Origin of the sequence: Azoarcus sp. DN11, from assembly GCF_003628555.1 — a bacterium.
GTDB lineage: Bacteria > Pseudomonadota > Gammaproteobacteria > Burkholderiales > Rhodocyclaceae > Aromatoleum.
The window spans coordinates 3407872-3430220 of the sequence record NZ_CP021731.1 but is presented as its reverse complement, the minus strand read 5'-3'; the positions used below and the strand labels follow the sequence as shown (position 1 = coordinate 3430220).

General features: G+C 64.3%; 19 protein-coding genes and 1 tRNA gene. 10 read left to right on the top strand and 10 right to left on the bottom strand.

Annotation, left to right across the window (positions count from 1 at the left end):
• Positions 1 to 53: 53 nt before the first annotated feature.
• Genes CDA09_RS15790 through CDA09_RS15780 form a run of 3 tightly spaced genes read right to left on the bottom strand, consistent with a single transcriptional unit; the run spans position 54 to position 4840 of the window.
• A complete protein-coding gene (locus CDA09_RS15790; RefSeq protein WP_121429523.1) occupies positions 54 to 1592 on the bottom strand; it encodes a SpoVR family protein in 1539 nt (512 codons plus the stop codon).
• Positions 1589 to 2857, bottom strand: a complete 1269-nt coding sequence (locus tag CDA09_RS15785) for a YeaH/YhbH family protein (protein ID WP_121429522.1) — start codon at positions 2855 to 2857, stop codon at positions 1589 to 1591. Before CDA09_RS15785 ends, CDA09_RS15790 begins: the two co-directional genes overlap by 4 nt.
• Before the next feature lie 60 nt (positions 2858 to 2917).
• A complete protein-coding gene (locus CDA09_RS15780) occupies positions 2918 to 4840 on the bottom strand; it encodes a PrkA family serine protein kinase (protein WP_121429521.1) in 1923 nt (640 codons plus the stop codon).
• A gap of 271 nt (positions 4841 to 5111) precedes the next feature.
• On the opposite strand from CDA09_RS15780, the gene tig reads away from it, so the two are divergent.
• The 6 genes from tig (at position 5112) to CDA09_RS15750 (ending at position 11464) form a co-directional block, all read left to right on the top strand.
• A complete protein-coding gene (gene tig, locus CDA09_RS15775) occupies positions 5112 to 6419 on the top strand; it encodes a trigger factor (RefSeq protein WP_121429520.1) in 1308 nt (435 codons plus the stop codon).
• 28 nt (positions 6420 to 6447) lie between these two features.
• The gene (clpP, locus tag CDA09_RS15770) at positions 6448 to 7077 is read left to right on the top strand and encodes an ATP-dependent Clp endopeptidase proteolytic subunit ClpP (protein ID WP_502697072.1); all 630 of its coding nucleotides are present in this window, start codon (positions 6448 to 6450) and stop codon (positions 7075 to 7077) included.
• A 17-nt stretch (positions 7078 to 7094) separates the two neighbouring features.
• Positions 7095 to 8363 carry an ATP-dependent Clp protease ATP-binding subunit ClpX gene (gene clpX / locus CDA09_RS15765; RefSeq protein WP_121429518.1) on the top strand — a complete coding sequence of 423 codons (1269 nt, stop codon included), beginning with the start codon at positions 7095 to 7097 and terminating at the stop codon, positions 8361 to 8363.
• An 88-nt stretch (positions 8364 to 8451) separates the two neighbouring features.
• Positions 8452 to 10872, top strand: coding sequence for an endopeptidase La (gene lon / locus CDA09_RS15760; protein WP_121429517.1), 2421 nt, complete (start codon positions 8452 to 8454; stop codon positions 10870 to 10872).
• Between the two features lie 203 nt (positions 10873 to 11075).
• Positions 11076 to 11348 carry an HU family DNA-binding protein gene (locus CDA09_RS15755; RefSeq protein ID WP_121429516.1) on the top strand — a complete coding sequence of 91 codons (273 nt, stop codon included), beginning with the start codon at positions 11076 to 11078 and terminating at the stop codon, positions 11346 to 11348.
• Positions 11349 to 11388: 40 nt separating this feature from the next.
• Positions 11389 to 11464: transfer RNA gene (locus CDA09_RS15750), tRNA-Val, on the top strand.
• Between the two features lie 114 nt (positions 11465 to 11578).
• Here CDA09_RS15750 and alkB read toward each other — a convergent pair.
• The 3 genes from alkB to CDA09_RS15740 all read right to left on the bottom strand — a co-directional run bounded on the left by alkB (position 11579) and on the right by CDA09_RS15740 (position 13133).
• Entirely contained in the window at positions 11579 to 12232 is a 654-nt protein-coding gene (gene alkB / locus CDA09_RS15745; protein WP_121429515.1) for a DNA oxidative demethylase AlkB, read from the bottom strand.
• A gap of 77 nt (positions 12233 to 12309) precedes the next feature.
• Positions 12310 to 12477: a hypothetical protein gene (locus tag CDA09_RS23390; protein WP_164844430.1), complete on the bottom strand. Its 168-nt coding sequence runs from the start codon at positions 12475 to 12477 to the stop codon at positions 12310 to 12312.
• A gap of 128 nt (positions 12478 to 12605) precedes the next feature.
• Complete coding sequence (locus tag CDA09_RS15740; RefSeq protein WP_121429514.1) at positions 12606 to 13133, bottom strand: glycine cleavage system transcriptional repressor; 528 nt, start codon at positions 13131 to 13133, stop codon at positions 12606 to 12608.
• A gap of 186 nt (positions 13134 to 13319) precedes the next feature.
• Between CDA09_RS15740 and def the strand changes: the two genes are divergently transcribed.
• A complete protein-coding gene (gene def / locus CDA09_RS15735) occupies positions 13320 to 13859 on the top strand; it encodes a peptide deformylase (RefSeq protein ID WP_121429513.1) in 540 nt (179 codons plus the stop codon).
• A gap of 44 nt (positions 13860 to 13903) precedes the next feature.
• Here the strand turns inward: def and CDA09_RS15730 are convergent, their stop codons facing one another.
• From CDA09_RS15730 to CDA09_RS15715, 4 genes are all read right to left on the bottom strand, one after another.
• Positions 13904 to 14296 (bottom strand): c-type cytochrome, encoded by a 393-nt coding sequence (locus CDA09_RS15730; protein WP_121429512.1) that lies wholly within the window; start codon positions 14294 to 14296, stop codon positions 13904 to 13906.
• Positions 14293 to 14883, bottom strand: coding sequence for a ferritin-like domain-containing protein (locus CDA09_RS15725; RefSeq protein ID WP_121429511.1), 591 nt, complete (start codon positions 14881 to 14883; stop codon positions 14293 to 14295). Before CDA09_RS15725 ends, CDA09_RS15730 begins: the two co-directional genes overlap by 4 nt.
• Before the next feature lie 12 nt (positions 14884 to 14895).
• On the bottom strand, positions 14896 to 15603 hold the full coding sequence (locus tag CDA09_RS15720) for an RNA polymerase sigma factor (protein ID WP_121429510.1): 708 nt from the start codon (positions 15601 to 15603) through the stop codon (positions 14896 to 14898).
• Positions 15604 to 15761: 158 nt separating this feature from the next.
• Positions 15762 to 16370 carry a TetR/AcrR family transcriptional regulator gene (locus tag CDA09_RS15715; protein WP_121429509.1) on the bottom strand — a complete coding sequence of 203 codons (609 nt, stop codon included), beginning with the start codon at positions 16368 to 16370 and terminating at the stop codon, positions 15762 to 15764.
• A gap of 165 nt (positions 16371 to 16535) precedes the next feature.
• Between CDA09_RS15715 and CDA09_RS15710 the strand changes: the two genes are divergently transcribed.
• From CDA09_RS15710 to adeC, 3 genes are read left to right on the top strand one after another with little or no spacing between them, the layout of a single operon-like run.
• A complete protein-coding gene (locus CDA09_RS15710) occupies positions 16536 to 17735 on the top strand; it encodes an efflux RND transporter periplasmic adaptor subunit (protein WP_121429508.1) in 1200 nt (399 codons plus the stop codon).
• An 11-nt stretch (positions 17736 to 17746) separates the two neighbouring features.
• Positions 17747 to 20914 (top strand): efflux RND transporter permease subunit, encoded by a 3168-nt coding sequence (locus CDA09_RS15705; RefSeq protein WP_121429507.1) that lies wholly within the window; start codon positions 17747 to 17749, stop codon positions 20912 to 20914.
• The gene (adeC, locus tag CDA09_RS15700) at positions 20914 to 22305 is read left to right on the top strand and encodes an AdeC/AdeK/OprM family multidrug efflux complex outer membrane factor (protein ID WP_121429506.1); all 1392 of its coding nucleotides are present in this window, start codon (positions 20914 to 20916) and stop codon (positions 22303 to 22305) included. Before CDA09_RS15705 ends, adeC begins: the two co-directional genes overlap by 1 nt.
• Positions 22306 to 22349: the final 44 nt, after the last annotated feature.

Here is a 22349-nt window from a genome sequence, read left to right as displayed (position 1 = left end):
CATGCGAATTATGACGTCAATCTGTCCGCACGCCGATCGAATGCCGTCGCAGGTCAGTTTTCGGATTGTCCGCGGCGCTTTTCGAGCCGCGTCTCCTGCACCAGCTCGACCGAGCCGTCCTCGTGCTGGCTCTCCAGCCGTACCGTGAAGCCCCACAGCCGCGCCATGTGCTTCATCACTTCGTCGATGCTTCCCCCCAACGGGCGCTTGCGGTATTGCTGATGGCGCAGCGTGAGCGAACGGTCTCCGCGCAGGTCGACGTTCCAGACCTGGATGTTCGGTTCGCGGCTCCCGAGGTTGTACTGGTCGGACAGGATCTCGCGTACGCGCCGGTAGCCCAGCTCGTCGTGAATCGCCGAAACCCTCAGCTTCGGTTCGTGCTCGTCGTCGAGGATCGCGAACATGCGGAAGTCGCGCATCACCTTCGGCGACAGGTACTGCGCGACGAAGCTCTCGTCCTTGAAGTTCTTCATCGCGAAGTCGAAGGTCTCGCGCCAGTCGCTGCCGGCGATATCGGGAAACCAGGCGCGGTCTTCCTCGGTCGGGTCCTCGCAGATGCGCTTGATGTCCTGCCACATCGCGAAGCCCAGCGCATACGGGTTGATGCCGCTGTACCAGCGGTCGTTGTAGGAGGGCTGGTAGACGACGTTGGTATGCGATTGCAGGAATTCCAGCATGAAGCTGTCGGCGAGCAGTCCCTCGTCGTAGAGCGTGTTGAGCAGGGTGTAATGCCAGAAGCACGCCCAGCCCTCGTTCATCACCTGCGTCTGGCGCTGCGGGAAGAAGTACTGCGCGATCTTGCGCACGATGCGCACGACCTCGCGCTGCCACGGTTCGAGCAGCGGCGCATGCTTCTCGACGAAGTAGAGCAGGTTTTCCTCGGGCTCGGGCGGGAAGCGCGGCGCTGTGACCTTGCCCGGCTTGGTGTCGTGGACCGGCAGCGTGCGCCACAGCTCATTGACCTGGCTCTGCAGGTATTCCGTACGCTCGGCCTGGCGCAGCTTCTCCTTCGCGAGCGACAACTTGGGCGGACGCTTGTAGCGGTCCACGCCCAGGTTCATCAGCGCATGACAGGAGTCGAGCAGCAGCTCCACTTCCTCCTCGCCGTGGCGCTCCTCGCACTGCGCGATATAGTTCCGCGCGAAGACCAGGTAGTCGATGATCGCGTCCGCGTTCGTCCAGGTGCGGAAGAGGTAGTTGCCCTTGAAAAAGCTGTTGTGCCCGTACGCCGCGTGCGCGATCACCAGCGCCTGCATCGTCAGCGTGTTCTCCTCCATCAGGTAGGCGATGCAGGGGTTCGAGTTGATGACGATCTCGTAGGCCAGCCCCATCTGTCCGCGCCGGTAGCTCTTTTCCGTCGACAGAAAATGCTTGCCGAAGGACCAGTGGTGGTAATTCACCGGCATGCCGACCGACGCATAGGCGTCCATCATCTGTTCCGAGGTGATCAGCTCGATCTGCGCCGGATAGGCGTCCAGGCGGAAATTCGCCGCGACGCGCGCGATCTCGGTGTGGTACGCGTCGATCGCCTCGAAGGTCCATTCGGACGTCGCGGGCAGTTGCTTCGGCTTCTTTGCGGAGGCGCGCTTCATGCGAGAGTCTTCTTGAAGAGTTCGCGAAACACCGGATAGATGTCGGCCGGCTCCTCGATACGCTGCATGGCGAAGTTCTTGTGCTCGCCCGACAGCTTCTCGTATTCCCGCCACAGGTTCTGCGGCTCGCCCGGCGTGATCTCGATGTAGGCGAAATACTGGCACCATGGCAGGATCTGCGTGCCCAGCAGCTCGCGGCAGATGGGCGAGTCGTTGTCCCAGTTGTCGCCGTCCGAGGCCTGCGCGCCGTAGATGTTCCAGCTGCCCTGTGCGTAACGCTCGGTGACCACCTCATGCATCAGCTTCAGCGCGCTCGACACCACCGTCCCGCCCGACTCGCGCGAGTGGAAGAACTCGTCCTCGTCGACTTCCTTGGCGACGGTGTGGTGGCGGATGAAGACGACGTCGATCTGCTCGTAGGTACGCGTCAGGAACAGGTACAGCAGCATGAAGAAACGCTTCGCGGTGGCCTTCTTCTCCTCGTCCATCGATCCGGACACGTCCATCACGCAGAACATCACCGCCTGCGTGGTCGGCTTCGGCACGCGGATGCGGTTGTTGTAGCGCAGGTCGAAGCTGTCGATGAACGGGATCGCGTCGATCTTCGCGCGCAGGCGTCCGATCTCGTCCTTGAGCTGCAGCGCTTCCTCGCAATCCTCGCCGGACTCCTCGATGACCTTCTCGAGCTCCTTCTGCAGCTCGCGCAGGCGCGCCGAGAACGGCGACCCGAGCGCAAGCCGGCGCCCCAGCGCCCCGCGCATCGAGCGCACGATGTTGATGTTCGCCGGCGTGCCGTCGGAGGTGAAACCCGCACGCTGCGTCTTGTAGTCCGTGATGCGTGCGAGCTGCGTGCGGACCAGGTTCGGCAGGGCAAGGTCGTCGAAGAAAATGTCGAGAAATTCCTCGCGCGAGAGGTGGAACGCAAAATCGTCTTCGCCCTCACCCTCGTTGCTCGCCTTGCCCTGGCCCCGACCTCCGCCCCCCCCGGAAGGAGGGCGGTTGATCAGATCGCCGCTGGCGAACTGATCGTTGCCCGAAAAAACCTGCTCCCAGATGCCACCGCGGCCATGCTGGAACTGCGGCTCGCTCAGATCCTTGGAAGGGATCGTGATCTGCTCGCCGTTGTCGAGATCGCGGATGGAACGATCCTGGATCGCCTCGTTCACGGCGCGACGGATCTGCTGCTTGAAGCGGCGCATGAAGCGTTGCCGATTCACTGCGCTCTTCTTCTTGCTGTCGAACCGCCGATCGATGATGCGGGTCATGTGTGTCTCCGGCACGGGTGCGGAACGTCGCCCGGACTTGCCGCCCGGGCGACGCATCGGTCACGAGGACTTGCGGACCCGCAAATACCATTCGCAGAGCAGCCGCACCTGCTTCTCGGTATAGCCCTTCTCGATCATGCGATTGACGAAGTCCTGATGCTTCTTCTGCTCGTCCGCGCTCGCCTTCGCATTGAAGCTGATGACCGGCAACAGCTCCTCCGTGTTCGAGAACATCTTCTTCTCGATCACCCCGCGCAACTTCTCGTAGCTCGTCCAGCTCGGATTCTTGCCGTCGTGCTTCGCCCTTGCGCGCAGCACGAAATTCACCACCTCGTTGCGGAAATCCTTCGGGTTGCTGATGCCGGCAGGCTTCTCGATCTTCTCGAGTTCGTCGTTCAGTGCCGAGCGGTCGAGGATCTCGCCGGTGTTCGGATCCCGGAATTCCTGGTCCTGGATCCAAAAGTCGGCATAGGTCACGTAGCGGTCGAAGATGTTCTGTCCGTACTCGGAGTAGCTCTCGAGGTAGGCCGTCTGGATCTCCTTGCCGATGAACTCGGCGTAGCGCGGCGCCAGGAACTCCTTGATGTAGCCCATGTAGCGCGCCTCGACCTCGGGCGGGTACTGCTCCTGCTCGATCTGCTGTTCGAGCACGTACATCAGGTGCACCGGGTTTGCCGCGACTTCACGGTGGTCGAAGTTGAACACCTTCGACAGCGCCTTGAACGCGAAGCGGGTGGATAGACCCGTCATCCCTTCGTCCACGCCCGCATAGTCGCGGTATTCCTGGAAGCTTTTTGCCTTCGGGTCGGTGTCCTTGAGGTTCTCGCCGTCATACACGCGCATCTTCGAATAGATGCTCGAGTTCTCGGGCTCCTTGAGGCGCGACAGCACGCCGAACTGCGCCATCATGCGCAGCGTGTCGGGTGCGCAGGGGGCGGCCGCGAGCGAACTTTCGATCAGCAGCTTCTCGTAGATGTGCACCTCGTCGGACACACGCAGGCAGTAGGGCACCTTCACCGTGTAGATCCGGTCGAGGAAGGCCTCGTTGTTGCGGTTGTTCTTGAATGCGACCCACTCGGACTCGTTCGAGTGTGCCATCACGATGCCGTCGAACGGGATCGCGCCGAAGCCCTCGGTCCCCTTGTAATTGCCTTCCTGGGTAGCCGTGAGCAGCGGGTGCAGCACCTTGATCGGCGCCTTGAACATCTCGACGAATTCCAGCAGTCCGCGGTTCGCGAGGCACAGACCGCCCGAATAGCTGTAGGCGTCGGGGTCGTCCTGCGAGTACTGTTCGAGCTTGCGGATGTCGATCTTGCCGACCAGGGACGAAATGTCCTGGTTGTTCTCGTCGCCCGGTTCGGTTTTGGCGACCGCAACCTGCTTGAGCACCGACGGACGCAATTTCACGACGCGAAAGCGCGTGATGTCGCCGTTGAACTCATGCAGGCGCTTGACCGCCCACGGGCTCATGATCGTGTTCAGGTAGCGGCGCGGGATGCCGAAATCGTCCTCGAGGAGGCGTCCGTCCTCGTTCACGTCGAACAGGCCCAGCGGCGACTCATGTACGGGCGACCCCTTGATCGCGTAGAAGGGGACCTTCTCGATCAGCGACTTCAGCTTTTCGGCGAGAGAGGACTTGCCGCCACCGACCGGGCCGAGCAGGTACAGGATCTGTTTCTTCTCTTCCAGGCCCTGCGCCGCGTGACGGAAGTACGAGACGATGTGCTCGATGACTTCCTCCATGCCGTAGAAGTCGCGGAAGGCGGGATAGATCTTGAGCATCTTGTTCGAGAAGATGCGCGACATGCGAGGATCCAGGCGGGTGTCTACCAGTTCGGGTTCGCCGATCGCCATCAGCATGCGCTCCGCTGCCGTTGCATATGCCGAGCGGTCGGACCGGCACAGCTCCAGGTATTCCTGGATCGACATCTCCTCTTCGCGGGCCGCCTCGAAACGGGCCTGATAGGCATTGAAGATCGTCATCTGGATTCTCCTCTCTGGTCGAGCCGTTCGCCGACACCCGTCAGAGGGTGTCCGGGGGCTCAAGTTCCGTGGTTTCCGTCATTCCATGCGCAAGTCCTCACGCTTCATTCTGCGGCCGGAAGGACTCTGGAAGGAAGGGGCCTGTGCTGTGCTAAAATCGAAAATCTATCTTTACGCGCTCCGTTTGCCCTCCGCGGTCGGGGGGCTGGCCTCCCGGAAGCCCGGCGGGTGCCTTGTGGGCAAACTTTGACTTGTCAGGGATCGTTACTTAATGCAGACCAACCAGGAAACGCAGGGCGCACTGGAGCGCCGCATCGACATGTCCGTGTCAGTGGCCGAGATCGACAAGGAAGTCGAAGCCCGGCTGAAGCGCATGGCCCGTACCGTGAAGATGCCGGGTTTCCGTCCTGGCAAGGTGCCAATGAAGATCGTAGCGCAAACCTACGAATCGCAGGCCCGCTCCGAAGCGATCGGCGCTGCCGTCGAGAAGGCGTTCGGCGACTCCGTGCGCGAGCAGAACCTGCGCGTGGCCGGTTATCCCCGCATCGAGCCGAAGGACGCAGCCGCCGAAGGTACGCTCGAATTCAGCGCCGTGTTCGAAGTCTACCCGCAGATCGAACTGGGTGATCTGTCCCAGAGCAAGATCGAGCGTCCGGCGCTGGTTGTCGGCGATGCCGAGGTCGAAAAAACCGTCGAAGTGCTGCGCAAGCAGCGTACCCGCTTCGAGACCGCCGAGCGTGCCGCCGGCGAGGGTGACCGTGTCGTGATCGATTTTGCCGGTCGCAAGGACGGCGAATTGTTCGATGGCGGCCAGGCGCAGGACTTCCCCTTCGTGATTGGCGCCGGTTCGATGCTGAAGGATTTCGAGGCCGCCGTGACGGGTCTGGCAGCCGGTGAAAGCAAGACCTTCGACATGACCTTCCCGGAGGACTACCATGCCCGTAACCTCGCCGGTCAGGCGGTGCAGTTCGAAGTGACCGTGAAGCGCGTCGAAGCAGCGATCCTGCCGGCGGTCGACGCCGACCTCGCGCGTGCGCTGGGCGTTGCCGACGGCGATGTCACCAAGCTGCGCGACGAGGTGCGCGCCAACCTCGAACGCGAGGTGAAGCGCCGCATCCAGGCCAAGGTCAAGGAGCAGGTCATGGACGCGCTGCTGACCGCCAACCCGATCGAAGTGCCGAAGGCGCTGGTCGATGCCGAGAGCCATCAGTTGGCCGAGAACGCCAGGCGCGACCTGGAGATGCGCGGCATGAAGACGAAGGACATCCCGGTCGAGGCCGCCTGGTTTACCGATCAGGCCGTGCGTCGTGTCAAACTGGGCCTCATCATGGCCGAACTCGTGAAGGCGAAGGAACTCTACGCGAAACCGGAACAGGTTCGCGCGCTGGTCGAAGAGATGGCCCAGAGCTACGAAGATCCTTCGGAACTGGTACGCTGGTACTACGCGCAGCCGGAGCGCCTCGGACAGGCCGAGGCGGTCGTGATCGAAGACAACGTGGTCGCGTGGGTCACCACGCAGGCCCAGACCGTCGAGAACGCGGTATCGTTCGACGAACTGATGGGTAACAACGCGGCCTGATGCCGCGAAAGACCAAGGAATGAGCAATATGGCGCCTCAATCGAGCAGCAGCTGGGATCCAGTCGGCCTCGGGCTGGTCCCGATGGTGGTTGAACAGAGCGGTCGGGGCGAGCGCGCCTACGACATCTATTCGCGCCTTCTCAAGGAGCGCGTGGTGTTTCTGGTCGGGCCGGTGAACGACGTCACCGCCAACCTGATCGTTGCGCAGTTGCTCTTCCTTGAGTCCGAAAATCCGGACAAGGACATTTTCTTTTACATCAATTCCCCCGGGGGATCGGTGTCGGCGGGGATGGCCATTTACGACACGATGCAGTTCATCAAGCCCGACGTCAGCACGCTGTGCATCGGGCAGGCCGCGAGCATGGGCTCCTTCCTGCTCGCCGCCGGCGCGAAGGGCAAGCGCTTCTGTCTGCCCAACTCCCGGGTGATGATCCATCAGCCGCTGGGCGGTTTCCAGGGGCAGGCGTCGGACATCGAGATCCACGCCCGCGAAATCCTGAATATCCGGGCCCGTCTCAACGAGATGCTCGCAAAGCACACCGGGCAGTCGCTCGAGCGCATCGAGAAGGATACGGATCGTGACAACTTCATGTCGGCCAAGGATGCGATGGAGTACGGCATTGTCGACAAGGTGCTGACGACTCGGTCCGAAGCCTGACATACGAGAGGAAGACCATGACGGAAAAGAAGACGGGTGGCGAAAAGCTGCTTTACTGCTCGTTCTGTGGAAAGAGTCAGCATGAGGTTCGCAAACTCATTGCGGGACCGTCGGTCTTTATCTGCGACGAGTGCATCGAGCTGTGCAACGACATCATCCGTGACGAGATTGCACAATCGGCCGACGGGGAAGGGGGCGCCAACAGCCTGCCCACTCCCGCGGAGATCTGCGAGATCCTCAACCAGTACGTGATCGGCCAGCAGCAGGCCAAGCGCAACCTGGCCGTTGCGGTGTACAACCACTACAAGCGCCTGCGCCACATCTCGGGGCGCAAGGACGATGTCGAGCTGTCGAAGAGCAACATCCTGCTGATCGGACCGACCGGTTCGGGCAAGACGCTGCTTGCGCAGACGCTCGCGCGCCTTCTCAACGTGCCGTTCGTGATGGCCGACGCGACGACGCTCACCGAAGCCGGTTATGTCGGTGAGGACGTCGAGAACATCATCCAGAAGCTGCTGCAGAAGTGCGACTACGACGTCGACAAGGCGCAGCACGGCATCGTCTATATCGACGAGATCGACAAGATCTCGCGCAAGTCGGACAACCCGTCCATCACTCGCGACGTGTCCGGCGAGGGCGTGCAGCAGGCGCTGCTGAAGCTGATCGAGGGCACGGTGGCCTCGATTCCGCCGCAGGGTGGGCGCAAGCACCCCAACCAGGATTTCATCCAGGTCGATACGACCAACATCCTCTTCATCTGCGGCGGTGCATTCGATGGCCTGGAGAAGGTCATCCGCAATCGCACCGAAAAGATCGGCATCGGTTTCGGCGCCGAGATCAAGAGCCGCCAGGGCCGTGACCTGACCGAATCGTTCCGTCAAGTCGAACCAGAGGATCTGGTCAAGTTCGGCCTGATCCCCGAGTTCGTCGGCCGCCTGCCGGTCGTCGCGACACTGCAGGAACTCGACGAGGCGGCACTGATCCAGATTCTTGTCGAACCGAAGAACGCGCTGGTCAAGCAGTACCAGAAGCTGTTCTCGATGGAAGGGGTCGAACTGGAGATCCGCCCGGCGGCACTGCACGCCGTGGCCCGCAAGGCGATCCGCCGGAAGACCGGCGCGCGCGGCCTGCGCTCGATCCTCGAGGCGGCGCTGCTCGACATCATGTACGACCTGCCCACGCTGAAGGGCGTGGAAAAAGTCGTTGTCGACGAGGGTACGATCGAAGAAGGCGCCCAGCCGCTGCTGATCTATGCGGATCAGCAGAAGGTATCGGGTTCCAACTGAATCCGAAAAATCGGTTCTGGGCGCCGCTTGATTTTTCGTGGTTGGGCCCCATGTGGGCCTGACCAGTCCTTTCGAGGTAAAAACAATCATGTCAAGCCCGCTTGACCTCCCCGACGAGCAAATGGAACTGCCGCTGCTGCCGCTGCGCGACGTGGTGGTGTTCCCGCATATGGTGATTCCGCTCTTCGTGGGTCGCCCGAAATCCATCAAGGCACTCGAGAACGCCATGGAGGCGGGCAAGGGCATTCTCCTGGTGGCGCAGAAATCCGCTGCCAAGGACGAGCCCGCGGCCGAAGATCTCTACGAGATCGGCTGCATTGCCAACATCCTGCAGATGCTCAAGCTTCCCGATGGCACGATCAAGGTGCTGGTCGAGGGCGTGCAGCGCGCGCGCGTCGACTCGGTGGAAGATCTGCGCAGCGTATTCGTGGCCAAAGTCACGCCGGTGCCCGTTCCCGAGACCGACAACAACGAGCTCGAGGCGATGCGGCGGGCGATCATTGCCCAGTTCGACCAGTACGTTAAGCTGAACAAGAAGATTCCGCCGGAAATCCTCGCGTCGCTGTCCGGCATCGACGATGCCGGCCGCCTCGCCGATACTATCGCCGCGCACCTGCCGCTCAAGCTCGAGCAGAAGCAGGAAGTGCTGGAAATGTTCGATACCGGTGACCGCCTCGAGCGGCTGCTGTCGCAACTGGAGACCGAACTCGACATCCTGCAGGTCGAAAAGCGCATTCGTGGCCGCGTGAAGCGCCAGATGGAGAAGAGCCAGCGCGAGTACTACCTCAACGAGCAGGTCAAGGCGATCCAGAAGGAACTCGGGGAAGGCGAGGAAGGTGCCGATCTCGAGGAGATGGACAAGAAGATCAAGGCTGCGGGCATGCCGAAGGAGGCGCTCGCGAAGGCCCAGGCGGAACTCAAGAAGCTGCGCCTGATGTCGCCGATGTCGGCGGAAGCGACCGTCGTGCGCAACTACATCGACACGCTGGTCGGTCTGCCGTGGCGCAAGAAGTCGCGCGTCAGCCGCGACCTCGCGGAAGCCGAGAAGGTCCTCGACAAGGACCACTACGGTCTCGAGCGCGTCAAGGAACGCATCCTTGAGTATCTTGCGGTCCAGCAGCGCGTGGACAAGGTCAAGGCGCCGATCCTGTGTCTGGTCGGACCCCCGGGGGTGGGCAAGACCTCGCTCGGCCAGTCGATCGCGAAGTCAACGAACCGCAAGTTCATCCGCATGGCACTCGGTGGCGTGCGCGACGAAGCCGAGATTCGCGGCCATCGGCGGACCTACATCGGCTCGATGCCGGGCAAGATCCTGCAGAACATGAGCAAGGTCGGCGTCAAGAACCCACTGTTCCTGCTCGACGAAGTCGACAAGCTGGGCATGGATTTCCGTGGCGATCCGAGTTCCGCGCTGCTGGAAGTGCTCGATCCGGAACAGAACCACACCTTCCAGGACCACTACATCGAGGTCGATTTCGACTTGTCCGACGTGATGTTCGTCGCGACGGCGAACACGCTCAACATCCCGGCGGCGCTGCTCGACCGGATGGAGGTGATCCGCCTGTCGGGCTACACGGAAGACGAGAAGGTCAATATCGCCTTGCGTTACCTGCTGCCGAAGCAGATGAAGAACAACGGGCTCAAGCGCGACGAGCTGTCCGTGACCGAGGAAGCGCTGCGCGACGTGTGCCGTTACTTCACCCGCGAGGCGGGCGTGCGGAGCATGGAGCGCGAGATCTCGAAGATCTGCCGGAAAGTGGTGAAATCGCTCGTTCTCAGGAAGCGCACGAGCAAGGTCGTGGTAAACGCGAAGAACCTCGACAAGTATCTGGGCGTACGCAAGTACTCCTTCGGCATGGCCGAGAAGGAAAACCAGATCGGCCAGGTGACCGGCCTGGCGTGGACGGAGGTGGGCGGCGAACTCCTGACCGTCGAGGCCGTTGCGCTGCCGGGCAAGGGCAAGGTCATGACGACGGGCAAGCTCGGCGAAGTGATGCAGGAGTCGATCCAGGCTGCCCTGTCCGTGGTGCGGAAGCGTTCGCGTTCGCTCGGTATCCAGGAAGATTTCTACCAGAAGAGCGACATCCACATCCACCTGCCGGAAGGGGCGATCCCGAAGGACGGTCCGTCGGCGGGCATCGCGATCTGCTCCGCGCTGGTGTCGGTGCTCACGGGCATTCCGGTGCGTTGCGACGTCGCGATGACGGGAGAGATCACGCTCCGCGGCGAGGTGCTCCCGATCGGCGGCCTGAAGGAAAAGCTGCTGGCAGCCGTGCGCGGCGGCATCCGGGTGGCGCTGATTCCGGAAGAGAACGTCAAGGATCTCGCCGAAATTCCCGAGAACATCAAGAACGTGCTCGAGCTGATTCCGGTGCGCTGGATCGACCAGGTGCTTGAGCATGCGCTCGAACGTCGGCCCCAGCCGCTTCCGGAGACCGCTACGGAAGAGGCTCCGCCGACCGAGTCCGGCGAGAGTACTGCGACCGGCAAGGCCGTCCGCGCGCACTGATTCTCGGGGCGACAGTTCGGCAAGTCCCGCGTCAATACGCGCTGTAGCGTTGTAAAACGCTGCAGCGCGTATTGACACTCCGGAATACTGCGCGCTATAAAGTCCGTGCTTCTCGCAACGCATTTGGAATCGCCCTGAATGCGGCTCCGGCAGAGGGTTTGCGCATTTCGGGTCATCGCTTTCATATCCAGAAGGGGACTTAAGTGAATAAATCCGAACTGATCGACCAAATCGCCTCACAAGCGGAATTGTCGAAGGCGGCTGCGGGAAAGGCTCTCGATGCAGCAATCGCGGCAGTCAAGGGCGCGCTTCAGACAGGCGACTCCGTAACCCTCGTTGGATTCGGCACCTTCCATGTCGGCACGCGTGCTGCGCGAACCGGCCGCAATCCGCGCACGGGCAAGAACATCAAGATCAAGGAAGCAAAGGTTCCGAAGTTCAGGGCTGGCAAGGCCCTGAAAGATGCAGTAAACTGACGGACTTTGTTGGATTGGGGGCTTCGCACCTGTCCGGCACGGGTGCTTAGCTCAGTTGGTAGAGCGCCTCCCTTACAAGGAGGATGTCAGCGGTTCGACCCCGTTAGCACCCACCAAGAACACCTGCCACCACGTGGCAAGTAGTATCAGAAACCCGCACAGCGTAAGGCTCTGCGGGTTTTTTGTTTTGCCGCATTGGAAGCGTGGAATTCCCTTCCCCAGAGGAGTGCTCAGGTTGCCTTGCGGAAGGTCAGATTGATGCGCTGGCGACCAAGAAGAGAGTGAGTGCCGTCCTTCACGGGGAGGATGCCGTGAAAGCGCAGTCGCGACGGGCCGCCCCACACAACCACGTCACCATGTCGGAGCGCGATGCGATCGCTGGTGTCGCCGCGGCTCAGGCCGCCGAAGAGGAAGGTCGCCGGCAGGCCGAGCGAGACCGAGACGATCGGGACGGCAAGGTCCTGCTCGTCGCGGTCCTGGTGCAGCGACATGCGGGTGCCCGGTTCGTAGCGGTTGATCAGGCAGGCGTCGGGATCGAAGGCCGGGAAGCCGGCCTCGGCGGCGGCGTCGTGCGCGAGGCTGCGGAAGGATTCGGGCATCGGGGGCCAGGCACAACCGTTTTGCGGGTCGGCCGGTTCGTAGCGGTAGCCGCGCCGGTCGGAGACCCAGCCGAGGGGGCCGCAGTTGGTCATCGCGGCGGACATTTGCTGGCCGCCGGGGGTGAGCATGTGGCGGAAGGGCGCGCGGGCCGCGACGCGCTCTATCTCGGCCAGCAGGAGGGCTGCGCTTGCGCGGGCAAATCCGCGCAGGACCACGGCGCCGGGGGCGAGCTCTTCGCGGCCGGTGGAGAAGGCGTCTTCAGTTTCGAAGAGATCCAGCGTCATCGTGCCGCTCGTTTGCGGAATCACGCGGCGAAGGGCGGTCCGTTCGCGGTCGGCTTCAGTGGCGACCGCCGCGGGGCTCAGCTTTTCCTGGCGCTCGCCTGGGAGCCATTGCCGCTGCGCCCGTCGGTGAACCAGCTCGCGAACGCGGCCTCCGCAGTCTCGTCGGCCTGTGCGTCACTGGAGTGCGCCGAAAGGTCGTCGAGTTCGATCACTTCGCAGTCGTATTCCAGATATTCGAGTTCCACTTGTCGCTCCTTGTCCGTTCGTGCCAACTGGTTCGGACATGGGAGCACTTTAATGCGCCGTCGAGATCGACACTGCGTCGATAAGCGCGGGGAAAACGGCTCAATTCGGCGACGCGGGTGGGACGGGTTCACTGGAGCGGCTGGTCTTCGAGGCTCAGGTCGACCATCAACTCGTTGGCCAGCGCTTCGAGGTCGCGGCGCAGGTCGGATGCGTGAACCGCGAGCGGCACGTGCAACTCGGCATGGGCGCGAAACAGGGGTTCGCCGCTGAACGATGCGTTTTCGCAGGCGGTCTCGAGCTTGTCGATGCTCACGCCGTGACGTGCGAGGACCGTCGAGATCTCATGAACGATGCCGGGGCGGTCGTGGCCGGTGAGTTCGAGCCGGGCTTTGCGCAGCGCACTGGTCGTCGCCGGGATGCCGCGCTCGAGGCGCAGGTGAAGCCCTTCGTGTTCGAGCTGGAGCAGCGACTTTTCGAGGTCGGCGGCGGCCGATTCGTCGATCTCGAGCCGCACGATACCTGCAAACTGGCCGGCGAGCTGGGCCATGTTGCTTTCCATCCAGCCGGCTCCGCAAGCGGTGGCGCGCGTGGCGAGGGCGTTGACCAGTCCAGGGCGGTCGGGGCCGATCAGGGTGACGACGAGGGAGGTTTTCATGGCTGGTATCTCCGGTGTGCGGTGCGTCTGGGGATTACGGGTGCGGCGGTTGCCGCGGGCCTGGAGGTGGTCGCGTGTCTGCGTTTACGTGACTATAGTGCGTTCTGCCACGCGGGTACGGGTCGGGAGGTCCGGCGCGCTTTTCGCCGCGTGGCACCATCCATCCGAACCGTTCCGGAGCGATCAATGGCTGTCAGATCCATTCTGCGCATGGGCGACCCGCGCCTGTTGCAACCTGCCGCGCCGGTGAGCGTCTTCGGGACGCCCGACCTCGAGGCGCTGATCCGTGACATGTTCGACACGATGGCCGCGGCCGGCGGGGTGGGGCTGGCTGCACCGCAGATCGGCGTGGGGCTGCAGGTGGTGATCTTCGGCTTCGAGCATAGCGAGCGTTATCCCGATGCGCCGCCCGTGCCGCGAACGGTTCTCGTGAATCCGGTGATTGTGCCGCTCGGTGACGAGGAGGATGAGGATTGGGAGGGGTGCCTGTCGGTGCCGGGCTTGCGCGGGCTGGTGCCGCGCTTCCGGCGCATCCGCTACGCGGGATCAGCGCCGGACGGGAGCGTGATCGACCGCAGCGTGGAGGGTTTTCATGCGCGCGTGGTGCAGCATGAGTGCGATCACCTGGCGGGGATCCTGTACCCGATGCGCATGCGCGACATGAGCCGTTTCGGCTTTACCGATGTGCTGTTTCCCGATCCGGCGGAGGATCCGGGGGCGGAGTGAGGGCACGGCCAGAGGATGGGCCGGAGAACGGATGGGCCGGAGGGTCAGCGCCGGCACTCGGCCGGGTCGGCCGTCGCCACCCGGAGCCAGGCGATCAGGTCGGCGCGCTCCCGCGGATCGGGGATGCCGGCGTAGCCCATCGTGGTGCCGGGGACCGTGCGCGTGGGGTTTTCGAGGAAACGATCGAGCGTTTCGGCGTTCCACTTGAACTTTGCCTTCGCCATTGCCGGCGAGTACTCGAAATCCGGCGCGCTGCCGGCGCGTCGTCCGAAAAGGCCGCAATGCTTCGGGCCGGTGCGGTTGTACGCAAGTGCGTGACAAGCGGCGCAGCGATCGTAGATCGCCGCGCCGCGCGCCGGGTCGCCGGGTGGAGGGGGCGCCGCCGCGGCGTACTGTGCCGCGAGCAGCGCAAGCGTGGCGACCGCCTTTCGGCTCATGACACGAAGGCCGCCGGGACCGGGTTGTCGCCGAGTGCCTGGCGCAGGATGGCCCAGTGCATGGCCTCGTCGCCGAGGATGCTGGCGGCAGCCTTGGCGAGATCGCGCTCCTTGAAGAGCGGCACGGCGCCGAGATAGGCGCTGACCGCCCCCTTCTCGAGCCCCGCCGCAAAGCCCAGCACGTCGGCCTGCGTCTTCAGCTTGTCGGTCGGAAACTCGTAGTGCGCTTTCGCTTCGACGGGCTTGCCGCCGAGCTTCTGCACCGTCTTGGCGAGCACGTCGGCGTGTTCCTTGTGCTGTCCCTGAAATTGCGTGGCGAGATCCAGCGTCGCCTTTTGCAGCAGTCCGCTCTGCGCGCCCACGCCATACGCAACGATGGCTTCCAGTTCGGCGCCCAGCGCAGTGTTGAGGATGCGGACGTCGGCCTCGGTGTCGCCGCCTTTCTTCTTGCCATATTCGGCGGCGAGGGCGGGACGATTCGCGAGCAAGGCGACGGCGCTGGCGGAGAGCAGCGCGCCGGAACCGAAGAGGAAACGCCGCCGGCTGATGTCTTCGAGGGCGGCAAAGGGGTTGATCTGGACAATCATGGCGATCTCCTTTCAGGTGTGGGGCGGCTCGTCCTCATGGGCGGGGAGGCCAGGTGGGGCGGGGGGCTGCAGGCCGAGGCGCGTGCATACGCGCGCGACGATGCGGTCACAACGGTCCCCGTCGAAGGTGAATACGTCTTCCAGCAAGGTGCCGAGGTGCTGACCGAGGGCCTCGCGCAGCTGGGCACGGGCGCGCAGGAAGCGGACTTTGGCGTTGCCCGCGGAGATGCCCAGGACTGTAGCGGTTTCGTCGACGCTGAGGCCTTCCACGGCGCGGAGCATGAACACCGTCCGGTGACCCTCCGGCAGGCGGTCGATCGAGGCTTCGATGATCCGGCGCAGCTCTGCCCGCATCGCCTCGGTTTCCGGTGTCTGGATGATGTCGTCGGAACCTTCGTCGACCAGGGTGTCGAGTGCGATATCCGATGCCTCGGGCCGCCGCGCGCGTCGGCGCGCGAGCGCCTGGTTGACGACGATACGCGTCAGCCAGGTGGACAGCTGCGATTCACCGCGAAAGCCCGCGAGCGCCCGGTGCGCTTCAATGTATCCGTCCTGAACAGCATCTTCGGCTTCTGCATCGTCGCGCAGGATACTGCGAGCGACTCGGAACAGGCGGCGGTTGTTCTGGCGCATCAGGCGCTCGAAGGCGAAGACGTTGCCGGCGAGGATTCCTTGTACCAGCGCGGTGTCGGACTCGGGCGTGGGGGTGGCGGTTGTCATGGTGTGCTCCCGGTTTTGCCCATTAGATGGCGGGGGACGCACAAAGGTTACAGTTGCCGCGTGGGTAGGCGCGCGACATGGGCGAGGGCGTCGTGTGGCCGGATCCGGGGGAGAGGCGGATACTGCCGGCGGGTCGCGGGGACGACGGCCGCGCGGGTTCAGGCGGGCTGGTCGAGCAGGTCGCGCAGGGTGCTCTGGAACAGCCGCGAGACCATGCCGCGGTCGAGGTCCGGATTGCGTATCGCGCGGATCTGCAGGCCTTCGAACATTGCGATGACGACTTCGACCATTGCATCGATCGCCTGGTCATCGTCCTGATGGCCCGACGCGCGGCGCATGTCGCGCATCGTGAGCGCGAAGCTTTCGCGGCAAACACGGTCCGCCTCATGCACGATCTGGGCGACATGGGGATTGCGCGATGCTTCCGCGACGATCTCCAGCTTCAGGCCGGCGGTGGCCTGGTCGAGGCAGTCGTTGATGCCTTCGGCCACTCGCGCGAGCATCGCCTCGCGGACGTTGCAGGCGGATCTAATCTCCGCGGTCAGTGTCAAAAAACGTTCGAGATCGCGCGCGACAATCGCCGAGATGATCGCTTCCTTGTTCTCGAAGTAGTGGTAGATGTGGCCGGAGCTCATTCCGGCGGTCTTCGATATCAGTGCAATGCTCGCGCCGTGGAATCCGTGTTTGCGGAAACAGTCGCCGGCGGCAGCCAGGATCTGCGCGCGGCGTGCCTCGGCACGTGAAGGTTCGACGAAATCAGGGCGCATGGAGAGGCCTCTCGTTCTGGTAAACAAATTTGTCGCGAATGTTGCGTTGCGGTGTAGCCTAACATAGAATGAGCGTTCAATCTAGAATAACCGTTCTAAGTCTGACACAATCAGTTCTTTTCCACTCGCCCCGACCGGCGGTCAGAGATGATCTCGAGACGAAACATGCACAACCACCCCAACCGGTTTTTCTACACCCTGATGACCGGCCTCGCCGGCGCCTTCGTCCTGAGTGCCTGTAGCAACGGGAATTCGCAGCAGGCGGCCGGCGGTCCTCCGCCCGTGCCGGCCGTGACCGTCGTGTCGGTGCGCGCCGAGCCGGTGCCGCAGACGACGGAGCTTCCCGGACGGACGGCCCCCTACCTGATTGCCGAGCTGCGTCCGCAGGTGGGCGGCATCGTGAAGCAGCGGATGTTTGCCGAAGGCAGCGAGGTGAAGCAGGGACAAGTCCTTTACCAGATCGACCCGGCGACGTATCAGGCGACGTACGACAGCGCGAAGGCCAGCCTCGCGCGTGCGGAGGCGAACGTGCAGGCGGCACGCCTGAAGGCGGAGCGTTACGCGCAGCTGGTCGGCATCGAGGCCGTGAGCAAGCAGGCCAACGACGACGCCGCCGCGCAGCTGAAACAGGCGCAGGCCGAGGTCGCGAGCGCGAAGGCTGCGGTCGACAAGGCGAAGATCGATCTCGATTTCACCCGCGTGACTTCGCCGATCGCGGGCCGCATCGGACGCTCGGCGGTCACGCCGGGCGCACTGGTCACGGCCAACCAGGCCGCCGCGCTCGCGACGGTGCAAAAGCTGGATCCGATCTATGTGGACGTCACGCAGTCGAGCGCCGAGCTGCTGAAGATGCGACGCGACCTCGCCGAGGGGCGCCTGCAGCGCGTCAGCGGCGACGCGGTGCCGGTCAAGCTGGTGCTCGAGGACGGTTCGCTGTACGGGAGCGAGGGCAAGCTGGAGTTTTCGGAGATCTCCGTGGACCAGGGAACGGGCAGCGTGACGCTGCGTGCGGTGTTCCCGAATCCGAAAGGTGAGCTGCTGCCGGGCATGTACGTGCGTGCACGGCTTGCGCAAGGCGTGAACAGCGACGCGATCCTCGTTCCGCACGGCGCGCTGAGCCGCGATGCGCGCGGCAACGCGACCGTGATGGTCGTGAACGGCGAGAGCAAGGTGGAGTCGCGCATCGTGACGGCCGCGCAGTCGCACGGGGACGCGTGGGTCGTGACCGACGGGTTGGCCGCGGGCGAGCGCGTGATCGTCGAGGGGCTGCAGAAGGTGCGCCCGGGCGTGGCCGTGCAGGCCCAGGAAGCCGGTGCGGCGGGAGCGCCCGCGCCCGCCGGGGCGGCTGCCGCAGCCGCCAAGTGAGGTAGCCGACGATGGCACGTTTTTTCATTGACCGGCCCATCTTTGCGTGGGTCATCGCAATCGTGATCATGCTGTTCGGCGCGCTGTCGATCCTGCGTCTGCCGGTGGCGCAGTACCCGTCGATCGCGCCGCCGACCGTGGTGATCAACGCGACCTATCCGGGCGCTTCGGCGAAGACGGTGCAGGACTCGGTGACGCAGGTCATCGAGCAAAAGATGACCGGCCTCGACGGGCTGCTGTACATGAGTTCGTCGTCCGACTCCTTCGGCCGCGCGACGATCACGCTGACCTTCGATGCAGGAACCAACCCCGACATCGCCCAGGTGCAGGTGCAGAACAAGCTGCAACTGGCGTTGCCGCTGGTGCCGCAGGCGGTACAGCAACAGGGCGTGCAGGTCGCCAAGTCGGCGCGCAACTTCCTGATGGTGCTGGGTTTCGTCGCGAAGGGCGGAACGCAGGATCGGGCCGACCTCTCAGACTACCTCGTTTCCAGCGTCCAGGATCCGCTGTCGCGCGTGACGGGCGTCGGCGAGGTGCAGGTGTTCGGTGCGCAGTACGCGATGCGTATCTGGCTGGATCCGGCGAAGCTGAACAATTTCCATCTCACCCCCGGTGACGTGCAGAACGCGATCCGGGTGCAGAACGCGCAGGTGTCGGCCGGCCAGCTTGGCGGCACGCCGGCGGTATCCGGGCAAGGTTTCACCGCCACGATCACGGCGCAGAACCGGCTCGAATCGGTCGGTCAGTTCGAGAAGATCCTGCTGCGCAGCTCGGCGCAGGGCGGCGAAGTGCGCCTCAAGGATGTTGCGCGCATCGAGATCGGTGCCGAGAACTACGGCATCCTCGGCCGCTTCAACGGCGAGCCCGCAGCCGGTATCGGCATCAAGCTCGCGGCAGGGTCGAACGCGCTCGACACGGCTGCGGCCGTGCGCGCCAAGATGGAGCAGATGAAGCCGTATTTCCCGCCCGGCGTGGAAGTGGTGGTGCCCTACGACACGACACCGTTCGTGAAGCTTTCGATCGAAGGCGTCGTCGAGACGCTGATCGAGGCGATCGCGCTGGTGTTCCTCGTGATGTACCTGTTCCTGCAGAATTTCCGCGCGACGATCATTCCGACGATCGCGGTGCCGGTGGTGCTGCTCGGGACCTTCGGCGTGATGGCGGCCGCGGGGTTCTCCATCAACACGCTGACGATGTTCGGCCTGGTGCTCGCGATCGGCCTGCTCGTCGACGACGCGATCGTGGTGGTCGAGAACGTCGAGCGCGTGATGACCGAGGAGGGCCTGTCGCCCAAGGAGGCGACGAAGAAGTCGATGAGCCAGATCACCGGCGCGCTGGTGGGCATCGGTCTCGTGCTGTCGGCGGTGTTCATCCCGATGGCGTTCTTCGGCGGCTCAACCGGCGTCATCTACCGCCAGTTCTCGATCACGATCGCGGCGGCGATGGGCCTGTCGGTGCTGGTCGCGATCGTGTTCACGCCGGCGCTGTGCGCGACGATGCTCAAGCCGGTGGAAAAGGGGCACGAGCACGGCGAGCGGGGCCTCTTCGGGCGCTTCTTCCACTGGTTCAACGTGATGTTCGCGCGCAATACGCAGCGCTACGAGTCGGCCGTCGCCCGCATCCTGCATCGCAGTGTCCGCTTCCTGGCGATCTATGTTGCGATCGTCGTGGTGCTGGGGCTGCTGTTCACGCGCATGCCGACTTCCTTCCTGCCCGAGGAAGACCAAGGCGTGATGTTCACGCAGATCACGCTGCCGGCGGGGGCGACGCAGGAGCGCACGGTCGAGGTCCTGAAGAAGGTCGAGAAGCACTTCCTGGAGACCGAGAAGGACAGCGTGCGCTCGATCTTCACTGCGGCGGGTTTCAGCTTCGGCGGCAGCGGCCAGAACATGGGCCTCGGTTTCGTCGGCATGAAGGACTGGGACGAGCGTCATGAACCCGGACGGGACGTGAAGTCGGTGGCCGGGCGCGCCATGGCCGCGTTCTCGCAGATCCGCGAGGCGATGGTGTTTGCCTTCGTGCCGCCGGCGGTGCTCGAACTGGGTACCGCGAACGGCTTCAACCTGATGCTGCAGGACCGCGCCGGCTTGGGCCACGATGCCTTGGTCGCTGCCCGCAACCAGTTCCTCGGCCTCGCGGCGCAGGATAAGCGGCTCGTCGCGGTGCGACCTAACGGGCAGGACGACGTTGCCGAATACCAGCTTGACATCGATCACGCGAAGGCCGGAGCGTTGGGCGTGGCGGTGGCGGACGTCAATGACACGCTGAACACGGCCTGGGGCGGCGTGTATGTCAATGACTTCATCGACCGTGGCCGCATCAAGAAGGTCTATCTGCAAGCCGATGCGCCGGGGCGCATGACGCCGGAGGATCTCGGCAAGTGGTACGTGCGCAACAAGCAGGGCCAGATGGTGCCGCTGTCGGCATTCACCACGGCGCGCTGGGTCTATGGATCGCCGCGCCTGGAGCGCTACAACGGTCAGCCGTCGATCGAGCTTCTGGGCCAGGCTGCGCCGGGTCTGTCGTCCGGTGAGGCGATGGCGGCCGTGGAGGAAATCATGGCGAAGCTGCCTGCCGGCATCGGCTACGAATGGACCGGCACCTCGTACGAGGAACGTCGTGCGGGCGCCCAGGCTCCGGCCTTGTATGCGCTGTCGCTGCTGGTGGTGTTCCTGTGCCTCGCGGCGTTGTATGAAAGCTGGTCGGTGCCGTTCGCGGTGATGATGGTGGTGCCGCTCGGGGTGCTCGGCGCGATCCTTGCGGCGACCGGCCGCGGGCTGTCCAACGACGTGTATTTCCAGGTCGGCCTGCTGGCGACCATCGGCCTGTCGTCCAAAAACGCGATCCTGATCGTCGAGTTCGCGAAGGCGCAGATGGAGAAAGAGGGCAAGGATCTGATCGCGGCGACACTGGAAGCCGTGCGCATGCGGCTGCGCCCCATCCTGATGACCTCGCTCGCCTTCGGCCTGGGCGTGCTGCCGCTGGCGAAAGCCACCGGTGCGGGCGCGGGCAGCCAGCATGCGATCGGCACCGGCGTGCTCGGCGGCACGATCGCCGCGACGGCGCTGGGCATTTTCTTCATCCCTCTCTTCTACGTCGTGATCAAACGCATCTTCAAGGACAAACCGCGGCAGGAGTCGCCCGCGGCCGAAGTGCCTGCCGTGCAGGAGGCCGAGTGATGACTGCATTGCGTACCCTGGCCGTCGCGATGGCCGCCACGTTGCTGGGCGCCTGTTCGCTGATTCCGGCCTATGAACGCCCCGCCGCGCCGGTGCCGGCGGCGTTCCCCGATGCGCCCGCGACGGCTGGCGCCCCCGATGCGCCGGCCTGGCGCGACTACTTCGCGGATGGGCGCTTGCGCGAACTCGTCGAACTCGCGCTCGCGAACAATCGCGACCTGCGCGTCGCCGCACTCAACATCGAGCGCGCGCGGGCGCAGTACGGTATCCAGCGCGCGGACCTGTTCCCGTCGATCTCGGCGAACGCCGGGCAGACGGCGCAGCGCTTGCCGGCCGAACTGAGCCGGACCGGTCGGGCGGGCACGACGCGGCAGTACAGTGCGACGGTGGGGTTCTCGGCCTACGAGCTCGATTTCTTCGGTCGCATCCGCAGTCTGAACGAACAGGCGCTCGAGCAATTCCTCGCCACCGAGGAGGCGCGCCGCAGCGCGCAGATCAGCCTCGTCGCGGAAGTTGCCGATGCGTGGCTGCGGCTCGCGGCGGATCGCGAACGCCAGACCCTGGCGATCAATACGCTCGCCACGCGGCAGAAGTCCTACGACCTGACGAAGCGCAGTTTCGACGTCGGGGCGACCTCGGCACTGGATCTGCGCCAGGCGCAGACGCTGCTCGAGGGCGCGCGCGCCGACGTGGCGCGGTATGCGTCGCTCGTCGCCCAGGACCAGAACGCGCTCGCGCTGGTCGTCGGTGCCCCGGTGCCGCCGTCGCTGATGCCACAGGACTTCGCCGAGTCGATCACGGCGGTGGCCGAGCTGCCGGCCGGCGTGCCGTCGGAGGTGCTGACCCGCCGCCCGGACATCCTGCAGGCGGAGCGTCAGTTGCGCGCGGCGAACGCCAGCATCGGCGCCGCGCGCGCGGCCTTCTTCCCGCGCATCTCGCTGACGGCGTCGGCGGGCACCGCGAGTAGCAAGCTCGACGGGTTGTTCGAAGGGGGATCGGGCACGTGGAGCTTCGTGCCGCAGATTTCGCTGCCGATCTTCGAGGCGGGCCGGCTCACGGCGAACCTGGAGGCGACCAAGGTGCAGCGGGAGATCGCAGTGGCGCAGTACGAGAAATCAATCCAGTCGGCGTTCCGCGAAGTGGCCGATGCGCTGGCCGACCGGGCAACGCTCGCCGAGCAGCTCGATGCACGGCGCAAGCTGGTCGAGGCGACCGGGGAGAGCTTCAAGCTTTCCGAGGCGCGCTACAAGGCCGGCGTCGACAGTTATTTCGGCCTGCTCGATGCGCAGCGCAGCCTGTATGCGGCCCAACTCGACCTGATCGCCGTGCGCCAGTCCGACGGTACGAACCGTATCGCGCTGTACAAGGCGCTGGGGGGCGGCTGGCAGTAGGAAGGCCGCTGGAAAAGTAGCACGCAACAAACGCAAAACGGCGG

What these genes read in the sequence shown, in the direction of transcription:
- CDA09_RS15725 (WP_121429511.1), bottom strand. Translation starts at nt 14,883, where the DNA reads ATGATTGTCCAGATCAACCCCTTTGCCGCCCTCGAAGACATCAGCCGG.
- CDA09_RS15710 (WP_121429508.1), top strand. Translation starts at nt 16,536, where the DNA reads ATGCACAACCACCCCAACCGGTTTTTCTACACCCTGATGACCGGCCTC.
- CDA09_RS15785 (WP_121429522.1), bottom strand. Translation starts at nt 2,857, where the DNA reads ATGACCCGCATCATCGATCGGCGGTTCGACAGCAAGAAGAAGAGCGCA.
- CDA09_RS15790 (WP_121429523.1), bottom strand. Translation starts at nt 1,592, where the DNA reads ATGAAGCGCGCCTCCGCAAAGAAGCCGAAGCAACTGCCCGCGACGTCC.
- lon (WP_121429517.1), top strand. Translation starts at nt 8,452, where the DNA reads ATGTCAAGCCCGCTTGACCTCCCCGACGAGCAAATGGAACTGCCGCTG.
- clpX (WP_121429518.1), top strand. Translation starts at nt 7,095, where the DNA reads ATGACGGAAAAGAAGACGGGTGGCGAAAAGCTGCTTTACTGCTCGTTC.
- adeC (WP_121429506.1), top strand. Translation starts at nt 20,914, where the DNA reads ATGACTGCATTGCGTACCCTGGCCGTCGCGATGGCCGCCACGTTGCTG.
- CDA09_RS15730 (WP_121429512.1), bottom strand. Translation starts at nt 14,296, where the DNA reads ATGAGCCGAAAGGCGGTCGCCACGCTTGCGCTGCTCGCGGCACAGTAC.
- CDA09_RS15715 (WP_121429509.1), bottom strand. Translation starts at nt 16,370, where the DNA reads ATGCGCCCTGATTTCGTCGAACCTTCACGTGCCGAGGCACGCCGCGCG.
- CDA09_RS15740 (WP_121429514.1), bottom strand. Translation starts at nt 13,133, where the DNA reads ATGAAAACCTCCCTCGTCGTCACCCTGATCGGCCCCGACCGCCCTGGA.
- CDA09_RS15780 (WP_121429521.1), bottom strand. Translation starts at nt 4,840, where the DNA reads ATGACGATCTTCAATGCCTATCAGGCCCGTTTCGAGGCGGCCCGCGAA.
- CDA09_RS15720 (WP_121429510.1), bottom strand. Translation starts at nt 15,603, where the DNA reads ATGACAACCGCCACCCCCACGCCCGAGTCCGACACCGCGCTGGTACAA.
- alkB (WP_121429515.1), bottom strand. Translation starts at nt 12,232, where the DNA reads ATGACGCTGGATCTCTTCGAAACTGAAGACGCCTTCTCCACCGGCCGC.
- CDA09_RS15705 (WP_121429507.1), top strand. Translation starts at nt 17,747, where the DNA reads ATGGCACGTTTTTTCATTGACCGGCCCATCTTTGCGTGGGTCATCGCA.
- tig (WP_121429520.1), top strand. Translation starts at nt 5,112, where the DNA reads ATGCAGACCAACCAGGAAACGCAGGGCGCACTGGAGCGCCGCATCGAC.
- clpP (WP_502697072.1), top strand. Translation starts at nt 6,448, where the DNA reads ATGGCGCCTCAATCGAGCAGCAGCTGGGATCCAGTCGGCCTCGGGCTG.
- def (WP_121429513.1), top strand. Translation starts at nt 13,320, where the DNA reads ATGGCTGTCAGATCCATTCTGCGCATGGGCGACCCGCGCCTGTTGCAA.